Origin of the sequence: Luteimonas soli (assembly GCF_042648865.1) — a bacterium.
GTDB lineage: Bacteria > Pseudomonadota > Gammaproteobacteria > Xanthomonadales > Xanthomonadaceae > Luteimonas > Luteimonas soli.
In genome coordinates this window covers 1,145,915-1,162,795 of the sequence record NZ_JBHRYA010000007.1, presented here as the reverse complement: position 1 = coordinate 1,162,795, position 16,881 = coordinate 1,145,915, and the positions used below count along the sequence as shown (strand labels likewise).

The following is a 16,881-nucleotide window of genomic DNA, read 5'->3' as shown; positions in this document are numbered from 1 at the left end:
GCTGATGCGACAACGACTTAGCGCCATTTGCCATCCTAGATCGATCCGGTATCTAGGTCAGCCCCTTCGGGAAAGGCTATGGCTCTTGCCCCCTTTGTAGAGGGGGTATGGGGGATTTGCTCTTGCTCTTGACTGGCCATCCAAAAGCTCGCGGCTGAAGCCGCTCCCACAAGATCCCGTTCCGGGCGTTCCTCCACGCCGCGCCCTACGACCAAAGTCTTAGCCCGTTTTTGCACCGCAACACCGTTTCCGCATTGACCACCCCTGCGGCAAGCGCGACCCTGCCGGTTCCGGACAGAGGGCGAACGCATGAACGGTCTCGTGAAGAAGCTGGCCTGGGCGGCGCTGGCGCTGCTGGGTGCCTTCTGCCTGGGCACCATCGCGCTGCGGCGCGGCGAAACGATCAATGCGCTGTGGATCGTGGCCGCCGCGGTTTCGATCTACCTGGTGGCCTATCGCTTCTATGCGAAGTTCATCGCCGACAAGGTGTTGGGGCTCGACCGCAGGCGCGCCACGCCGGCCGTGCTCAACAACGACGGCCTCGACTTCGTACCCACCAACCGGCACGTGCTGTTCGGCCACCACTTCGCGGCGATCGCAGGTGCCGGTCCGCTGGTCGGCCCAGTGCTGGCGGCGCAGATGGGCTATCTGCCCGGCACGCTGTGGCTGATCGCCGGCGTGGTGCTCGCCGGCGCGGTGCAGGACTTCATGGTGCTGGTGATCTCCAGCCGCCGCGACGGCCGCTCGCTCGGCGACCTGGTGCGCGAGGAGATGGGGCAGACGCCCGGCACCATCGCATTGTTCGGCGCGTTCCTGATCATGATCATCATCCTCGCAGTACTGGCGATGATCGTGGTCAAGGCGCTGCAGGGCAGCCCGTGGGGCATGTTCACGGTGATCGCGACGATGCCGATCGCGATCTTCATGGGCATCTACATGCGCTTCATCCGGCCCGGAAAGATCGGCGAGATCTCGGTGGTGGGCCTGGTGCTGCTGCTGGCCGCGATCTGGTTCGGCGGCCAGGTCGCCGCCAGCCCGACCTGGGGCCCGGTGTTCACCTTCACCGGCACCCAGATCACCTGGATGCTGATCGGCTACGGCTTCGTCGCCGCGGTCCTGCCGATCTGGCTGCTGCTGGCGCCGCGCGACTACCTGTCGACGTTCCTCAAGGTCGGCACCATCGTCGCGCTGGCGGTCGGCATCGTGATCGTGATGCCGGAACTGCGGATGCCGGCGCTGACCCAGTTCACCGACGGCACTGGGCCGGTGTGGAAGGGCAGCATGTTCCCATTCCTGTTCATCACCATCGCCTGCGGCGCGGTGTCTGGCTTCCATGCGCTGATCGCCTCGGGCACGACGCCCAAGATGCTCGCCAGCGAGCGAGACGCGCCCTACATCGGCTACGGCGGCATGCTGATGGAGTCGTTCGTGGCGATCATGGCGATGGTCGCCGCCTCGATCATCGACCCGGGCATCTACTTCGCGATGAATGCGCCGGCCGCGATCATCGGCACCGACGCCGCGACCGTCGCGCAGACGGTGTCGAGCTGGGGCTTCGTGGTCTCGCCCGACCTGCTCACCGCGACCGCTCACGAGATCGGCGAGAGCAGCATCCTGTCGCGCGCCGGCGGCGCGCCGACGCTGGCGGTCGGCATCGCGCAGATCCTGCACAGCGTGCTGCCGAGCGCGAACATGATGGCGTTCTGGTACCACTTCGCAATCCTGTTCGAAGCGCTGTTCATCCTCACCGCGGTCGATGCCGGCACGCGCGCCGGCCGCTTCATGCTGCAGGACCTGCTCGGCAACTTCGTGCCGGTGATGCGGCGCACCGAGTCGTGGGGGCCGAACCTGGTCGCCACCGGCGGCTGCGTGGCGCTGTGGGGCTACTTCCTCTACCAGGGCGTGACCGATCCGCTGGGCGGCATCAACATGCTGTGGCCGCTGTTCGGCATCGCCAACCAGATGCTCGCCGGTATCGCGCTGCTGCTGTGCACGGTGGTGCTGTTCAAGATGAAGAAGGACCGCTACGCGTGGGTGTCGATCGTGCCGACGGTCTGGCTGCTGGTCTGCACGACCGCGGCCGGCTGGATCAAGATCTTCGACAAGGATCCGGGCGTGGGCTTCCTGGCGCAGGCCAGCAAGTACCGCGACGCGATCGCGGCCGGCGAACTGATCGCGCCGTCGAAGGATTTCGGCGGGATGCAGCAGATCATGATCAACAACTACGTCAACGCAGGGCTGACCGCGCTGTTCCTGTTCGTGGTGCTGGCGGTGCTGTTCTATTCGGTGAAGGCGATCGCGAAGGCACGTGCCAGTTCGACCCGCACCGACCGCGAGCTGCCCTATGTCGCGCTCACCCCCGAGCAGGAAGCGGCGCAACCCTGATGGGCACCGCGCTCGTCCCGCTCGGCCACTACCAGGCACACAAGCGCGCCTGGCGGCGGCTGGTGCAGACCGCGCGGCTGTGCTGCGGCGTGCCTGACTACGACAACTATGTCCGGCACGTGCTCGAGAAGCATCCGGACCGGAAGCCGATGGACTACCCGACGTTCTTCCGCGAACGCCAGGAAGCGCGCTTCGGCGGCAGGGGCGGCTTCCGCTGCTGTTGACAGGCGATCCATGATTGCATCGGGTCGCGGAAATTACGGACGCGATCACGGAATCGTGCCTCCACGGCCGCCGGGGCGATGCTAGGATCAGCCCTGTCGCGCCACGGACCCATGCGCGACGCAAACGCAAAGTCAGTCGGAAAGGAACCCGCAATGCGCAAGCACGTCCCTGCCCTGGCGGCCCTCGCGACATCCATCCTGATGGTTTCGTGCGCCGCCGATCCGGCCGGTGCAAGGGAGCAAGCCAGCATGTCAGCAGCGATCAAGGACTCCGCCCTCCCCTTCCACGACCCTGCGGTCCAGCCTCTGGCCGAAGCGGTCGCCCGCGGCGACACCACCCGCATCCGCGCACTCGCCCCGTCGACGGACCTGTCCGCGCGCGGCGAAGACGACGTCACCCTGCTCGAATGGGCGATCTGGAACCAGCAGCCCGCCTCGCTGTCGGCGCTGCTCGAAGCCGGCGCCGATCCCGCAGCGCCCGGCATGGACCAGGAAACCGTGGCGCACATGGCGGCGATGGTGAACGACGCGCAGTACCTGCAGGTGCTGATCGCGCATGGGGCGCCCGTGGATATCGCACGCCCGGGCCTTGGCTGGACCCCGATCTTCCGCGCCGTGGAGAGCCGCCGCGATGCCCAGGTCGAGATGCTCATCGCCGCAGGCGCGGACATCCGGCACACCGACTCGATGGGCGACTCCTTGCTGCACGTCGCAGCCAACGTGAACGACGCCGGCCGCGTACTGGAACTTCTGCAGGCCGGCCTGGATCCGCAACAGACGAACCAACGCGGCGCGACGTTCCAGCCTGCGCTGTTTGCCGGATCGGATTCGCGCCTCAATGCCGAAGGCAAGGCCGAGCGCCAGAAGGTTCGCGACTGGCTTGAAACGCACGGAGTGCCCCGGCAGTAGCAGTCATTTCCCAGGGAAGCCACCTGCTTTGGCGATTGCATCCGCGGCAGGTGTGTACGCAAGGAGCGGCGCATGAGCGATACCAGCAACGATTCTTCTCCGGCAGCACGGATCGCCAGCTTTGCCGACGAGGTCCGCGGGCAACAACCGCACTCGATCGACCGTGAACTGTCGACCTTGCTCCAGGACAATTACGTCGTGAGCGATCTCCGCCGCGGCCTGGCGGAAGAAGGCGCACCTGAACTGCCCGCAAGCTGGGCACGCATGGACGAGGACGACGTGCGGGCCGCAGGCCTCGACCCCGCACTCATGCACGATGCCAAGAGTGGTTTCGACGCCTCGTTCTACAAGGACGCGCAGGGACACGTGGTGCTTGCATTCACCGGAACCGACGAAGGGCGCGACTGGAAGCACAACTTCGGCCAAGGGTTGGGGCTAAAAGACGACCAGTACGATCGCGCCCTCACGCTTGGCCGCAAGGCCAGGGAGGCCTTCGGCGAGGACATCATCTTCACCGGCCATTCGCTTGGTGGCGGACTGGCCGCGGCGGCAGGCATGGCCAACGATGTTCCGGTCGTGACGTTCAACGCCGCCGGCGTGCACGACAAGACCCTGGAACGGCACGGCTTCGACGCCGACGTCCTGAAGCGCGAGGCCGAGCAGGGCCTGATCCGCAGCTACCGCGTCGACAACGAAATCCTCACCCACCTGCAGGAAGACAGCATCCCGCTCAAGTGGGCGATGCCGGACGCGCCGGGGCACGAGATCGTGCTGCCGGACCCGGATCCGCTCTCGTTCTTCGAGCGCCTGGTGCCCGGCAAGATGCTCATGCACCGCGTCGACCTGCACTTCATCGAGGCGGTGATGGAGGCGCAGGACCTGGCGCAGCTGCAGGCGCGCGAGCGCAACCCCGTCATCGCCCCGCGCGCCATCGGCGACGTCGACGGCACGTCGAACCGGCTGCTGCGCGACGCTGCCGCGGGCTTGGCGCCACGACGCGAGCCCCTCGGCCTTGCCGAAAACGAGCGCTTCCTCAACACCGTCGCCAGCATGGCCGCCCGCGCCCGCCTGGATGGCCTATCCCGGATCGACCACGTGGCGACCTCGGCCGACGCCCAGCGCATATTCGCGGTCCAGGGCGACCTGCACGATCCCGCCCACCGGCGCAGCCAGGTCGACCTCGAACAGGCCGTCCAGGCGCAGGCGAGGCAGAGTGCGATGCAGCTACGCGCAAACGACATCCAGCAGCAGGAACAGGCGCAGATGCAGGAACGCCAACAGCGCGCTGCGCTCGCCTTCTAGGGCAACCCGCTCCTTCTCTGGCGCAGGAGGCACTGCTCGCGCCTCCTGTCCAGCCACTGCCATGCGGCAGGGATTTGCGCCGGCTCAGCCCGCCATCACCTGCAGCAACAACCCCGTGATGTACGCGCAGTACGTGCCCAGCGCGTAGCCCATCACCGCCAGCAGCACGCCAACGGGTGCCAGTGACGGATGGAAGGCACTGGCCACCACCGGCGCGGACGCCGCACCGCCGATATTGGCCTGCGATCCGACGGCCATGAAGAACAGCGGTGCGCGGATCAGCTTGGCCATGCCGAGCATCAGTGCTGCATGCACGCTGATCCAGATCACTCCCAGCAACAACAGCATCGGCCGGTCCGCCAGTGTTTTCAGGTCCATCTGCATGCCGATGGTGGCGATCAGGACGTAAAGGAAGACCGAGCCGACATTGGATGCGCCAGCACCCTCCAACCGGCGTGCCCGGGTAAAGCTCAGGATCACGCCGAAGGTGGTGGTCAGCACCACGAGCCAGAAGAAGCGCGAGTCCAGGCTGTAATCCTGCAGCCGCCACGAGGCCGGCAGCGACTGGATCCACGCAACCAGCGGCCCGGTGAGCAGGTGCGCCAGGCCGGTCAGGCCAATGCCGACCGCGAAGATCATCATCAGGTCGCTCATCGACGGGATCCGCGCATGCTCGGCCTGGTAGTCGGCGATGCGCTGCTTGAGATCCTCGATCGCCGACGTGTCGGCCCCGGTCCAGCGGTCGAAGGCCTTCGCGCGCGGCGCCAGGTACAGCAGGATCGCCATCCAGAAGTAAGCCACGATCACGTCGACGGCCACGAACTGGCCGAACAGGTTGGCATCGACCGCGAACACCTCCTTCATCGCCGCCTGGTTGGCGCCCCCCCCGATCCAGCTGCCGGCAATCGTGGTCATGCCGCGCCAGGTTTCGCCCGCAACCGTGGACGGATGGATAACGCCCATCGCCACGAACGCCACGACCGCACCGAGCATCACACCGACCGTACCGGTCAGGAACATGATCACGGCCTTCGGCCCGAGCCTCAGGATCGCCCCGATGTCCATGGCGATGCAGAACAGCACCAGCGAGGCTGGCAACAGGTAGTCGCGCGCCATCGGGTACAGGTTCGATGCGCCGCCATCGATCAGGCCGATGCTGTTGTAGATGGCCGGCACCAGGTAGCACATCAGGAGCGCCGGCACGTAGTTGTAGAACCTGCTCCAGAATCCGGACTCCCGTGAAGCGGTCCAGAACACCGCTCCCAGGGTGACGGCAAGCAGGCCGAGGATGGCCGCGTCGTCGGTGATCAGCGCGCTGCTGGCGGCTTCAGGCATGGGAACGGTTCCAGTAGGCAAGGGAACACGTCGCGTTGCCGCGACGTGCGGTCATCTCTGTCACTGCTGCGGCGCCAGATGCTGCTTCAGCCAGCCGTTCACCGTGTCGTGCCACAGGATGCTGTTCTGCGGCTTGAGCACCCAGTGGTTCTCGTCGGGGAAGTACAGGAACTTCGACTCGATGCCCTTGCGCTGCAGCGCGGTGAACGCCGAAATGCCCTGCGAGACCGGAATGCGGTAATCGAGCTGGCCGTGGACCACCAGCATCGGCACGCGCCAGTCCTTGACGTGGTTGATCGGGTTGAACTTCTCGTAGCCCTCCGGGTTGTCGTACGGCGTGCCGCCGTTCTCCCACTCGGTGAACCACAGTTCCTCGGTCGCGTAGCCCATGATGCGCGTGTCGAACACGCCGTCGTGGTCGACCAGGCACTTCCATGGCTCGTTCCAGACGCCGGCGATCCAGTACACCATGTAGCCGCCGTAGCTGGCGCCCAGCGCGCAGGCGTTGGAACCGTCGAGGAAGTCGTACTGCTGCTGCGCCGCGGCCCAGCCCTTCTGCAGGTCTTCCAGCGGGCGGTCGCCCCAGTGCTGGCTGATCGCGTCGGTGAATTCCTGGCCGTAGCCGACCGAGCCGTGGAAGTCGATCATCACCACCGCGTAGCCCTGCCCGGCGTAGGTCTGCGGGTTCCAGCGATAGCTCCAGCCGTTGCCGAAGCTGCCCTGCGGTCCGCCGTGGATCAGGAACGCCACCGGATACTTCTTGCCTTCCTCGTAGTTCCAGGGCTTGACCACGTAGCCGTGCACGGTGTCGTTGTTCCAGCCCTTGAAGCTGAACTGCTCGAAGTCGGCGAAGGTCGCGTCGGGCACCATCTCGCCGGCGCTGGGCGTGATCGCGCGCAGCTGCGCGGCATCGAGGCCGGTGGCGAACAACTGGTCGCCGGTCTTCATCGTGTTGCGCGAGAACGCAAGCGTGGGGCCGGCGATCTCGAATGAAGAGATCGTGCCGTCGCCGACCAGCTTCTTCGCCTCGCCGCTGGCGATGTCGATCGCGAACAGCGGGTGTTCGCCCACATCCGCAGTGGTGGTATAGATGGTCTTGCCGTCGTCCGACAGCACGACGCCGTCGGCGGAGCGGTCCCAGTCCGGCGCGATCTCGCGGACGTCGCCGCTGGCCAGGTCCATCGCCATGATCGCGAAACGGTCGGCCTCGAAACCGGGTCGCTTCATCGCCCGGTAGTACAGCGTCTTGCCGTCGTCGCCGAACACCGGGCCCGTGTCCCAGGCCTTGTTGGCTTCGGTAAGGTTCCTCGCCGCGCCGCTGCCATCGGCGCTGACCTGGTAGAGGTCGAAGTTGGTCGACCACGGCTCGTCAGGGCCGGACTTGCGCGCGCTGAGCACCAGCGACTTGCCATCCGGCGCCCAGGCATATTCGCCGCTGTCGCCGAAGGGCTTGGACGGTACGTCGCCGAGCACGTCGGCACCGACGAGCCTGGCATCACCGACGGCTGTGGCCTTTGCCGCCGGCAGGTCGGCCACGAACACCCGGTTCATGCGGCCGTCGCTCCAGGTATCCCAGTGGCGGATGAACATGTGGTCGAAAACTACGCCGGTGGCCTTGTTCTTTTCCGCTTCGTCCAGCTTCGCCTTCGTGCACGCGAGCACGCCCTGCCCCGCACCGGCCTTGCAGTCCGGGAACGCGCCGGCGCTGAACGCGACACGGCTGCCGTCAGGCGAGAGCTTGAAGCCATCGACACCGACCGGGAACGCTGTGAGCTTCACCGGCGTGCCGCCCGCGGCGGGCATCGAATACAGCTGCGACGAGTCATCCTTCGCGCTGAGGAAGTACACCGTGGCCCCGTCCGGCGAGAACGCCGGCGAGTTGACGTTCCAGCCCTCGGGCGTCAGCCGTTTCGGCGGCGCTGCGTCGCGCGCGAACAGGTCCTCGATCCACAGCGATGTGCTGGCCTTCCCGCTCGCTTCGTCAAGCACGCGCTTGGCGAACACCAGCCTGCGACCGTCGGGCGACAGCGTCGGCGACGAGTAGCGGTCGAGGTTGACCATGTCGCGCACCTCGAAGCCTCGGGTGGCGGCCAGCGACGGCGTGGCGATCAGCAGGGCGAGCGGGAGGACGAGATGGCGGGATTTCATGGGGACTCCTGGGATTGCGGTGCAGCAAGGATGCTCTCTTCCCAATCGGGGGAAGGCTCTTGATTGTCTCCTTCCCCTTCAAGGGGAAGGCCGGGATGGGGATGGGGTTTGTTGCAGATGGAAAGAAGCCCATCCCCACCCAAACCCTCCCCTTGAAGGGGAGGGCTTCAACGCTGTCACATGGGGCCGGGCTCTGTTTCGCCGAGCGCCTTGGACTTCGCGCCGCTGCGGTACAGCAGCCAGCCGACCACGACCAGCACCGCCAGCCCGACCAGCTGGCCGAAGCGGAACTGCTCCGGCAGGGCCAGCACGTCGGCGCGCCCGGACACCACGATCGGGATCGCGATGGCGATGCCCATCAGCGCCTCGCCGGTGATCAGGCCAGCCGAGAACAACGTGCCGGGGCGGTGGATGCGGTCGCGCATTTCCTCGTCGCCGGCCTTGAGCTTCTTGCGGCGCTCGACGAAGTACGACAGCAGGCCGCCGAGGAAGATCGGCACCATCAGTTCCAGCGGCAGGTAGATGCCGATGGCCGCGGCCAGCACCGGCACGCGGAAGCTCGACTTGCGCGCCTTGAGCCATTCGTCCAGCGCGATGATCACCGCACCGATGGCAGCGCCGATGGCGATCATCGTCCACGGCAGCTTGCCGCCGAACATGCCGTTGGCTACCGAGGCCATCAGCGTGGCCTGCGGCGCGGCCAGTGAGTTGGGATGCTCGGGCGTCGGCGCGCCGATGCCGTAGGCCTGCGCCAGCAGGTTGAGCACCGGCGCCATGATCAGCGCACAGGAGAACGCGCCGATGGCGAGCATCAGCTGCTGCTTCCACGGCGTCGCGCCGACGATGTAGCCGGCCTTGAGGTCCTGCAGGTTGTCGCCGCCGACCGCTGCCGCGCAGCACACCACCGCGCCGATCATGATCGCGGCCACTGCGCCGATCGGCGAATCACGGCCGAGCAGCAACACCAGCACCAGCGAGGCGAACAGGATCGTGGCGATGGTGATGCCCGAGACCGGGTTGTTCGATGAACCGACCAGGCCAGCCAGGTACGCCGACACCGACACGAACAGGAAGCCGGCCACGATCATGATGATCGTCATCGGGATGCTCACCATCCACTGGTCGACGATGGCGTGGTACAGCAGGCCCAGCGGTACCACGAAGGCGACCAGCGCGACCAGCATCCACTTCATCGGCAGGTCGCGCTCGGTTTCGGCGACCACCTTGCCGGCGCCCTTGCGTGCCGCGGCGAAGCCGCTCTTGATACCGGACACGAGCGACTTGCGCAGCGAGAACAGGGTCCAAACGCCGCCGATCAGCATCGTGCCGACGCCGAGGTAACGGATCTTCGCCGACCAGATCGCACCGGCGATGTCCTGCGCGCTGGCACCGGCTACCGACGCGGCCAGCGCCGGATCGGTGCCCATGAAGAACTCGTGGTAGATCGGGATCGCGATGTTGAACGACAGGATGCTGCCCGACACCACCACGATGCCGACGTTCAGGCCGACGATATAGCCCACGCCCAGCAGCGCCGGTGACAGCCCGGTACCCATGTAGCCCAGGTACTTGCCGAGGAAGCCGGCGCCGATCGCGCTGTCCGGGATCATGCGCAGGCCGCTGGCCGCAGCCAGCTTGACCACGCCGCCGATCACGCCCGACAGCGCCAGGATCTTCAGCCCCGGGCCGGGGTTGTCGCCGGCCTTGAGCACCTCGGCCGCCGCCTTGCCCTCGGGGAACGGCAGCGGGTCCTCGACGATCATCGTGCGCCGCAGCGGCACCGAGAACAGCACGCCGAGCAGGCCGCCGAGGCCGGCGATCGCCAGCACCCACGAGTAACGGAAGTCCTGCCAGTACCCGAGGATGATCAGCGCAGGGATCGTGAAGATCACGCCGGCGGCGATCGACGAGCCGGCGGAGGCGCCGGTCTGGACGATGTTGTTCTCCAGGATCGTGCCGCCGCCGAGCAGCCGCAGCACGCCCATCGACACCACCGCCGCCGGGATCGCGGTGGCGATGGTCAGGCCGGCGAACAGGCCGAGGTAGGCGTTGGCCGCGGCCAGGACCATCGCCAGGATGACCGCAAGCACGACGGCCCGGAAGGTCAATTGCCGCGTCGCCGGCTGGTTCATCTGCTACCCCTGTCCACGAAAGTCCAACAAGCTAATCGCTGCCTTGGGGCAAGTCCAGTGCATTCGGGGTGCCTTGCCACGCCTGCACGGATTCCGTACGGAGCAGCATGTGACCGCCGACGTCTCAAAAGGAGTTCACGCCGGCGAAGGCCTCACGTCCGCCCCCTGCAGCCTTCACGCCTGTCTCTTCACCGCTGGGCTGAAGTCGGGTTGTGACGGAGCCTCCCGGGGCCGGATCAGGCGCAACGCGCGGCGGCCAGCGCGTCCAGCACCTGCCCCAGGCAATCGCACCAGTCCACGCCGGGCAGGTCGAAATCTTGCTGCAGCTGGGCGTTGTCGAGCACGGAGAACGCGGGGCGGGCAGCCGGGGTCGGATAGTCGCTGGTGGGAATCGGCAGCACTTGCGGCGCCCTGTCGAGCAGGCCGCGCTCGACCGCGCCGGCCATGATCGCCTCGGCGAATCCGTGCCAGCTGGTCTGGCCGGTGCACGTCAGGTGCCACAGCCCGGAGCGGTCGGTGCCCCATGCCAGGACTGCGGCGGTGGTATCGGCTATGTAGGCGGCCGAGGTCGGGCTGCCGACCTGGTCGGCGACCACGCGCAGCTCGTCGCGCTCGGCGCCCAGGCGCAGCATCGTCAGCAGGAAGTTGCGGCCGTGCGCGGCGTACACCCAGGCCGTGCGGAAGATCATGTGGCGCGCGCCGCTGTCGCGGATGGCGTCCTCGCCGGCGAGCTTGCTGGTGCCGTACACGCCCAGTGGAGCGGTGGGGTCGTCCTCGCGATAAGGCCGCGTCGCGCTGCCGTCGAAGACGTAATCGGTCGAATAGTGGACCAGCAGCGCGTCGCGGGCGGCGCATGCGGCGGCAAGCTGGCCGGGCGCCTGCGCGTTGGCGCGGAACGCCGCGTCCGGTTCGCTCTCAGCACGATCGACGGCGGTATGGGCCGCAGCGTTCACCACCACGTCGGGCGCGGTGCGGGCGATCAGCGGCTGCAGCTCCTCCGGGCGGTCGAAATCCGCGACCTCGCAGGCCGCGCCGTTGGCGAGCAGGCCATCGCGCGTGGCGGCAACGACCTCGCCCAGCGGCGCGAGGCTGCGCTGCAACTCGGTGCCCACTTGCCCGTTCGCGCCGAGCAGCAGGATCCTCAAGGCGCGTACACCGGCAGGCGGTCCTGCGCGACATCCGCCAGCAGCGGCGCGCGCGTGTCCTTGTCCGACAGGACCGGCTCGGCGACCGGCCAGTCGATGGCGAGTGCGGGATCGTTCCAGCGGATGCCGGCGTCAGCTTCGCGATCGTAGGTTTCGGTGCACAGGTAGGTGAAGGTCGCCTTCTCGCTGAGCACCGCGAAGCCGTGGGCGAAGCCTTCGGGGATCCAGAAGTGCCGCCGGTTCTCGCCGCTCAGCAGCACGGCCTCCCATTTGCCGAACGTGGGCGAGCCGCGGCGGATGTCGACGGCCACGTCCCAGACCTCGCCATCGAGCACCGAGACGTACTTGCCCTGCGGCTTCGGCCACTGGTAGTGCAGGCCGCGCAGCACGCCGCGCGTCGACATGGACACGTTGCCCTGCACGAAACGCGGCTCAAGCCCGTGCGCGGCGAGCTTGTCGTTGTTGAACGACTCGAAGAACTGCCCGCGTGCATCGCCGAACACCTGCGGCTCGATCAGCAGGCAGCCCGTGAGGCCGGTTTCAATCACTTTCATGGCACGTAGCCGCGATCGACCAGGTCGAGCAGGTACTGCCCGTAACCATTCTTGACCAGCGGCCGGGCAAGTGCCTGGAGTTGCATGTCATCGATCCAGCCGGTGTTGAAGGCGATCTCTTCCGGACAGCACACTCGCAGACCCTGGCGCGCCTCGATGGTGGCGATGTAGTTCGATGCCTCCAGCAACGACTGGTGAGTACCGGTGTCGAGCCACGCGTAGCCGCGGCCAAGCTGCTCTAGGTGCAACCCGCCTTCCTCGAGGTAGCAGCGGTTGAGGTCGGTGATCTCCAGCTCGCCGCGCGGCGAGGGCTTGAGCGCGGCGGCGAAATCGCTGGCGCGCCCGTCGTAGAAGTACAGTCCGGTCACCGCGTAGTTCGAGCGTGGCTTGGCCGGCTTCTCCTCCAGGCCGACGACCTTGCCATCAGCGTCGAACTCCGCCACGCCATAGCGTTCGGGGTCCCGGACCCAGTAGCCAAACACCGTCGCGCCCTGCTCACGTTCGTCGGCGCGCTTGAGCAGCGCCGTCAGGCCGGGGCCGTGGAAGATGTTGTCGCCGAGCACCAGGCAACTGGGCCGGCCGTCGACGAACTCGCGTCCGATCAGGTACGCCTGCGCCAAGCCGTCCGGGCTTGGCTGCACCGCGTACTCGATCCGCATGCCCCACTGCGAACCGTCGCCCAGCAGCGCCTTGAACAGCGCCTGCTCGTGCGGCGTGTTGATGATCAGCACCTCACGGATGCCGGCCAGCATCAGCACGCTGAGCGGGTAGTAGATCATCGGCTTGTCGTAGACCGGCAGCAGCTGCTTGCTGATCGCCTGGGTGATCGGATACAGCCGCGTGCCCGAACCACCGGCGAGGATGATGCCGCGCCGCGCGGTCATGCCGCGCTCCCGATGCGCTCGAGCCGGTAGCTGCCGTCGAGCACGCGTTGCACCCACGGCTGGTTGTCGAGGTACCAGTCCACGGTGTCCGCGATGCCCTGCTCGAAGCTGTGCGCCGGCGCCCAGCCGAGTTCCGACTTCAGCTTCGACGCATCGATCGCGTAGCGGCGGTCGTGGCCGGGACGATCCTTCACATAGGTGATCTGCGAATTCCGCGGCTTGCCGTCCTCGCGCGGGCGGCGCTCGTCGAGCAGCGCGCAGATGGTGTTGACGACCTCGATGTTCGGGCGCTCGGCGTCGCCGCCGACGTTGTAGGTCTCGCCGATGCGGCCACCTTCAAGCACGGCGCGGATCGCCGAACAATGGTCGCCGACGTACAGCCAGTCGCGCACGTTCATGCCATCGCCATAGATCGGCAGCGGCTCACCCGCGATCGCCTTGGCGATCACCAGCGGGATGAGCTTCTCCGGGAACTGGTAGGGGCCGTAGTTGTTGGAGCAGTTGGTGGTCACCACCGGCAGCCCGTAGGTGTGGTGGAAGGCGCGCACCAGGTGGTCGGACGCGGCCTTCGAGGCCGAATACGGCGAGTTCGGCGCGTAGGGCGTGGTTTCGACGAACTTGCCGCTGTCGCCGAGCGAACCGTAGACCTCGTCGGTGGACACGTGCAGGAAGCGGAACGCGTCCTTCGCCTCGCCTTCCAGCGATTTCCAGTAGTCGCGCGTGGCTTCCAGCAGCGCGAGCGTGCCAACGACGTTGGTCTGCACGAAGGCGCCCGGGCCATCGATCGAGCGGTCGACGTGGCTCTCGGCGGCGAAGTTGACCACCGCGTCGGGCCGGTGCTCGGCAAGCAGGCGATCGACCAAGGCACGGTCGCCGATGTCGCCGTGGACGAAGACATGCGCCGGGCTGTCCTTCAGCGACGCAAGCGTGTCGAGGTTGCCCGCGTACGTGAGGGCATCCAGGTTGACCACACGAGCGCCGTTGGCGGCCGCCTCGAGCACGAAGTTGCCGCCGATGAAGCCGGCTCCGCCGGTTACAAGCCAAACTGGCACGCTGGAATCTCCAGGGGAAAACAAGTCGGCACTGATCCCGGCGTCCACCCCGGGATGCATGGCTCAGAACGGAATATCGTCATCCGAAAAGTCATCCGCCGGTGGCGGTGCCGCCTGGCGCTGCGGGGCCTGCCGCTGCGGCGGCGCGGAATCCTGGCGCGGCCGGGACATGCGCTCACCGCCACCGCCACCTTCCCCACGGCCACCGAGCATCTGCATCTCGTTGGCGATGATGTCGGTGTAGTAGCGCTTCTGGCCGTCGTCGCCGGTATGTTCGCTGTAGCGGATCTCGCCTTCGATGTACACCTGCGAACCCTTGCGCAGGTATTCGCCGGCGATCTCGCCGAGCTTGCCGAAGAACGTCACCCGATGCCATTCGGTGCGCTCTTGCTGGTTGCCGTCACGATCCTTGCGGACGCTGCTGGTCGCCAGGCTGATCTTGGTGATGGCCATGCCACCTTGGGTGTACTTGGTTTCCGGGTCGTTGCCGAGATTGCCGACCAGGATGGCCTTGTTGATGCCGCGTGCCATGGATGACCTCTTTGCGTTCTGAAGGGTGGCTTGCGTGGGTGCGTGGGATGTTCCGCTCGCGATGCCGCGCGGATGCGTCGGCACGGGTCGCGCGGTACTCCCTGCGCATGATACCGGGACCCATCCGGTCCCGGGACTGGCGACGTTAAGGCCACCGGAAGGCACGGGCAACCTGAAATCCGCGTGGGAAAACCCCGACCCCAATGCCCCGCCGTGCTCCCAAGGAAGACCCAGCCGCGCCGCCAGGGGCGGCCACGACGCCGATATCCCGGCATTCCCGGGGCACGGCCGCCACCTGCATGATCGGCACGTGCGCGGCTTCCCTATAATCGCGCCTTTCCCCCGCCGGACCCGGCATGTCTGTCCCCGCAAGCCTGCACGTTCCCGCCCTGCCCGCCATCCAGGCCTTCGCCGCCGCCGACATGGCCGCGGTCGACGCCCTGATCCGCCGCCGCCTGGCCTCGGACGTGGTGCTGATCAACCAGGTCGCCGAGCACATCGTGGCCGCCGGCGGCAAGCGCCTGCGGCCGATGCTGCTGCTGCTCGCCGCGCGCGCGCTGGGCCACCAGGGCGCGGACGCGCACCAGCTGGCCGCCGTGGTCGAGTTCATCCACACCTCCACCCTGCTCCACGACGACGTGGTCGACGAGTCCGACCTGCGCCGCGGCCGCAGCACCGCCAACGCGGTCTGGGGCAACGCGGCCAGCGTACTGGTGGGCGATTTCCTGTATTCGCGCAGCTTCCAGCTGATGGTCGAGCTCGACTCGATGGACGTGCAGCGCATCCTCGCCGACACCACCAACCGCATCGCCGAGGGCGAGGTGCTGCAGTTGCTGCACGTGCGCAACCCGGACGTGGACGAGGCCGCCTACCTGCGCGTGATCGAGCGCAAGACCGCAGTGCTGTTCGCCGCGGCCACCCGGCTGGGCGCGCTGCTGGCCGGCGCCGACGCGACAACGCAGCAACGTCTGCACGACTACGGCCTGGCCCTGGGCCACGCCTTCCAGATCGCCGACGACGTGCTCGACTACAGCGCCGACGAGGCCGCGCTGGGCAAGCACCTGGGCGACGACCTGGCCGAAGGCAAGGCCACGCTGCCGCTAATCCACGCGATGGCGCACTCGGACGCCGCCACCCGCGACCGACTGCGCACGATCGTCGAACAGGGCGACGCCGATGCGCTTCCCGAAGCCGTCGCCGCGATCCGCGCACAGGGCAGCCTCGATTACAGCCGTACGCGCGCCGCGGAGTACGCCGAAGCGGCCGAACGCGCGCTCGACGGCCTCGAAGACAACGAAGCGGTGGGCGCGCTGCGCGGCCTGGCGCGTTACGCCACCGAGCGCGACCACTAGGCGCGGCTACGGCGCGAAGTCCATCCGTGGCAAGAACGCTCCTCAGTCCCCGCCGAAGCGCTCGTCGAAGAACCCTTCCATGATCCGGAACGCGCGCCCGGCCGCGCGCTCGTTGTACAGGCAGTTGCCGTCCGCCGGCTTGTCGGCGTCCTCCGGCTGCGAAAAGCAATGGCGCGCGCCGCCGAAGTTGACGAACTGCCAGTCCGCCCCGGCCGCGTCCATTTCCTGCTCGAACGCGGCGATCTGCTTCGCATCCACGCTCTTGTCGTCGGCACCGTTGAGCACGAGGATCGACGTCCGGATTCCGCCCTCGACCGGCCGATAGCTGTCCAGGTTGCCGTGGAAGCTGACCACGCCGCCGGCCAGGTCGCTGCCCGAACGTGCCAGTTCGAGTACCACCCCGCCGCCGAAACAGAACCCGAGCGCCCCGATCCTGGTCGCGTCCAGCGGAAGCCCTTCCTGCGTCCTGAGCACTTCCACCGCCTGCCGCGCGCGCTTGCGCAGGGTCGCGCCGCCATCCGACCAGGCCTGCTTGACCGCGGCGAGCGCCTGGGCGTCGTCCTGCGGCCGGATGCCTGCACCGTAGACATCGGCAACCAGCACCACGTAATCGTCGCCGGCCACGCGCCTGGCCATGGCGATAGCGTCCTCGCCGACGCCCATCCAGTTGGGCACCATCACCAGGCCCGGGCGCTTGTCGGAAGAGGCGTCGTCGTAGACCAGCACGCCGCTGAAGGCCTGGTCGCCGATTTTCCATTCAACGGGCTTGGCCTGCATCACGGCGATGGCGGAGGCGGATAGCGGCAGCAGCAACAGCAGCAGGGCCGCGCGATGCAGGAGGCGGGGGCGGATCGGGGTCATCATGGCGTTCTCCGATGGAAGCAGTACCTGCAAGCGTACGTCGGCGGCATTCGACCATGGTGAATCG

The 16,881-nt window shown here is 67.4% G+C and carries 14 protein-coding genes; 5 read left to right on the top strand and 9 right to left on the bottom strand.

What is annotated here, in order from left to right; translation table 11 throughout:
* Window positions 1-309 precede the first annotated feature (309 nt).
* The 4 genes from ACFONC_RS12740 (at window position 310) to ACFONC_RS12725 (ending at window position 4,820) form a co-directional block, all read left to right on the top strand.
* Window positions 310-2,385 carry a carbon starvation CstA family protein gene (locus ACFONC_RS12740; protein ID WP_386744593.1) on the top strand — a complete coding sequence of 692 codons (2,076 nt, stop codon included), beginning with the start codon at window positions 310-312 and terminating at the stop codon, window positions 2,383-2,385.
* Window positions 2,385-2,609: a YbdD/YjiX family protein gene (locus ACFONC_RS12735; RefSeq protein WP_386744592.1), complete on the top strand. Its 225-nt coding sequence runs from the start codon at window positions 2,385-2,387 to the stop codon at window positions 2,607-2,609. Before ACFONC_RS12740 ends, ACFONC_RS12735 begins: the two co-directional genes overlap by 1 nt.
* 153 nt (window positions 2,610-2,762) lie before the next feature.
* Entirely contained in the window at window positions 2,763-3,518 is a 756-nt protein-coding gene (locus ACFONC_RS12730) for an ankyrin repeat domain-containing protein (protein ID WP_386744591.1), read from the top strand.
* A 72-nt stretch (window positions 3,519-3,590) separates the two neighbouring features.
* A complete protein-coding gene (locus ACFONC_RS12725; protein WP_386744589.1) occupies window positions 3,591-4,820 on the top strand; it encodes an XVIPCD domain-containing protein in 1,230 nt (409 codons plus the stop codon).
* Between the two features lie 84 nt (window positions 4,821-4,904).
* On the opposite strand, the gene ACFONC_RS12720 is transcribed toward ACFONC_RS12725, so the two are convergent.
* The 8 genes from ACFONC_RS12720 to ssb form a co-directional block, all read right to left on the bottom strand.
* Window positions 4,905-6,155 (bottom strand): DUF819 family protein, encoded by a 1,251-nt coding sequence (locus ACFONC_RS12720; protein WP_386744587.1) that lies wholly within the window; start codon window positions 6,153-6,155, stop codon window positions 4,905-4,907.
* A gap of 60 nt (window positions 6,156-6,215) precedes the next feature.
* Window positions 6,216-8,303, bottom strand: a complete 2,088-nt coding sequence (locus ACFONC_RS12715; RefSeq protein ID WP_386744585.1) for a prolyl oligopeptidase family serine peptidase — start codon at window positions 8,301-8,303, stop codon at window positions 6,216-6,218.
* Between the two features lie 176 nt (window positions 8,304-8,479).
* The gene (locus ACFONC_RS12710; RefSeq protein ID WP_386744584.1) at window positions 8,480-10,435 is read right to left on the bottom strand and encodes an OPT family oligopeptide transporter; all 1,956 of its coding nucleotides are present in this window, start codon (window positions 10,433-10,435) and stop codon (window positions 8,480-8,482) included.
* A gap of 236 nt (window positions 10,436-10,671) precedes the next feature.
* Window positions 10,672-11,580 (bottom strand): dTDP-4-dehydrorhamnose reductase, encoded by a 909-nt coding sequence (gene rfbD, locus ACFONC_RS12705; RefSeq protein ID WP_386744582.1) that lies wholly within the window; start codon window positions 11,578-11,580, stop codon window positions 10,672-10,674.
* Window positions 11,577-12,134 carry a dTDP-4-dehydrorhamnose 3,5-epimerase gene (gene rfbC, locus ACFONC_RS12700; protein WP_386744580.1) on the bottom strand — a complete coding sequence of 186 codons (558 nt, stop codon included), beginning with the start codon at window positions 12,132-12,134 and terminating at the stop codon, window positions 11,577-11,579. The genes rfbD and rfbC overlap by 4 nt, the downstream gene beginning before the upstream one ends.
* A complete protein-coding gene (gene rfbA, locus ACFONC_RS12695; RefSeq protein ID WP_386744578.1) occupies window positions 12,131-13,018 on the bottom strand; it encodes a glucose-1-phosphate thymidylyltransferase RfbA in 888 nt (295 codons plus the stop codon). Before rfbA ends, rfbC begins: the two co-directional genes overlap by 4 nt.
* Window positions 13,015-14,070 carry a dTDP-glucose 4,6-dehydratase gene (gene rfbB, locus ACFONC_RS12690; protein ID WP_386744576.1) on the bottom strand — a complete coding sequence of 352 codons (1,056 nt, stop codon included), beginning with the start codon at window positions 14,068-14,070 and terminating at the stop codon, window positions 13,015-13,017. Before rfbB ends, rfbA begins: the two co-directional genes overlap by 4 nt.
* Window positions 14,071-14,133: 63 nt before the next feature.
* On the bottom strand, window positions 14,134-14,601 hold the full coding sequence (gene ssb / locus ACFONC_RS12685; protein WP_386744676.1) for a single-stranded DNA-binding protein: 468 nt from the start codon (window positions 14,599-14,601) through the stop codon (window positions 14,134-14,136).
* A 356-nt stretch (window positions 14,602-14,957) separates the two neighbouring features.
* Here ssb and ACFONC_RS12680 point away from each other — a divergent pair, with 356 nt between their 5' ends.
* Window positions 14,958-15,953, top strand: coding sequence for a polyprenyl synthetase family protein (locus ACFONC_RS12680; RefSeq protein ID WP_386744574.1), 996 nt, complete (start codon window positions 14,958-14,960; stop codon window positions 15,951-15,953).
* Between the two features lie 42 nt (window positions 15,954-15,995).
* Here ACFONC_RS12680 and ACFONC_RS12675 read toward each other — a convergent pair whose 3' ends face one another.
* Window positions 15,996-16,814: a dienelactone hydrolase family protein gene (locus ACFONC_RS12675; protein ID WP_386744674.1), complete on the bottom strand. Its 819-nt coding sequence runs from the start codon at window positions 16,812-16,814 to the stop codon at window positions 15,996-15,998.
* Window positions 16,815-16,881 lie beyond the last annotated feature (67 nt).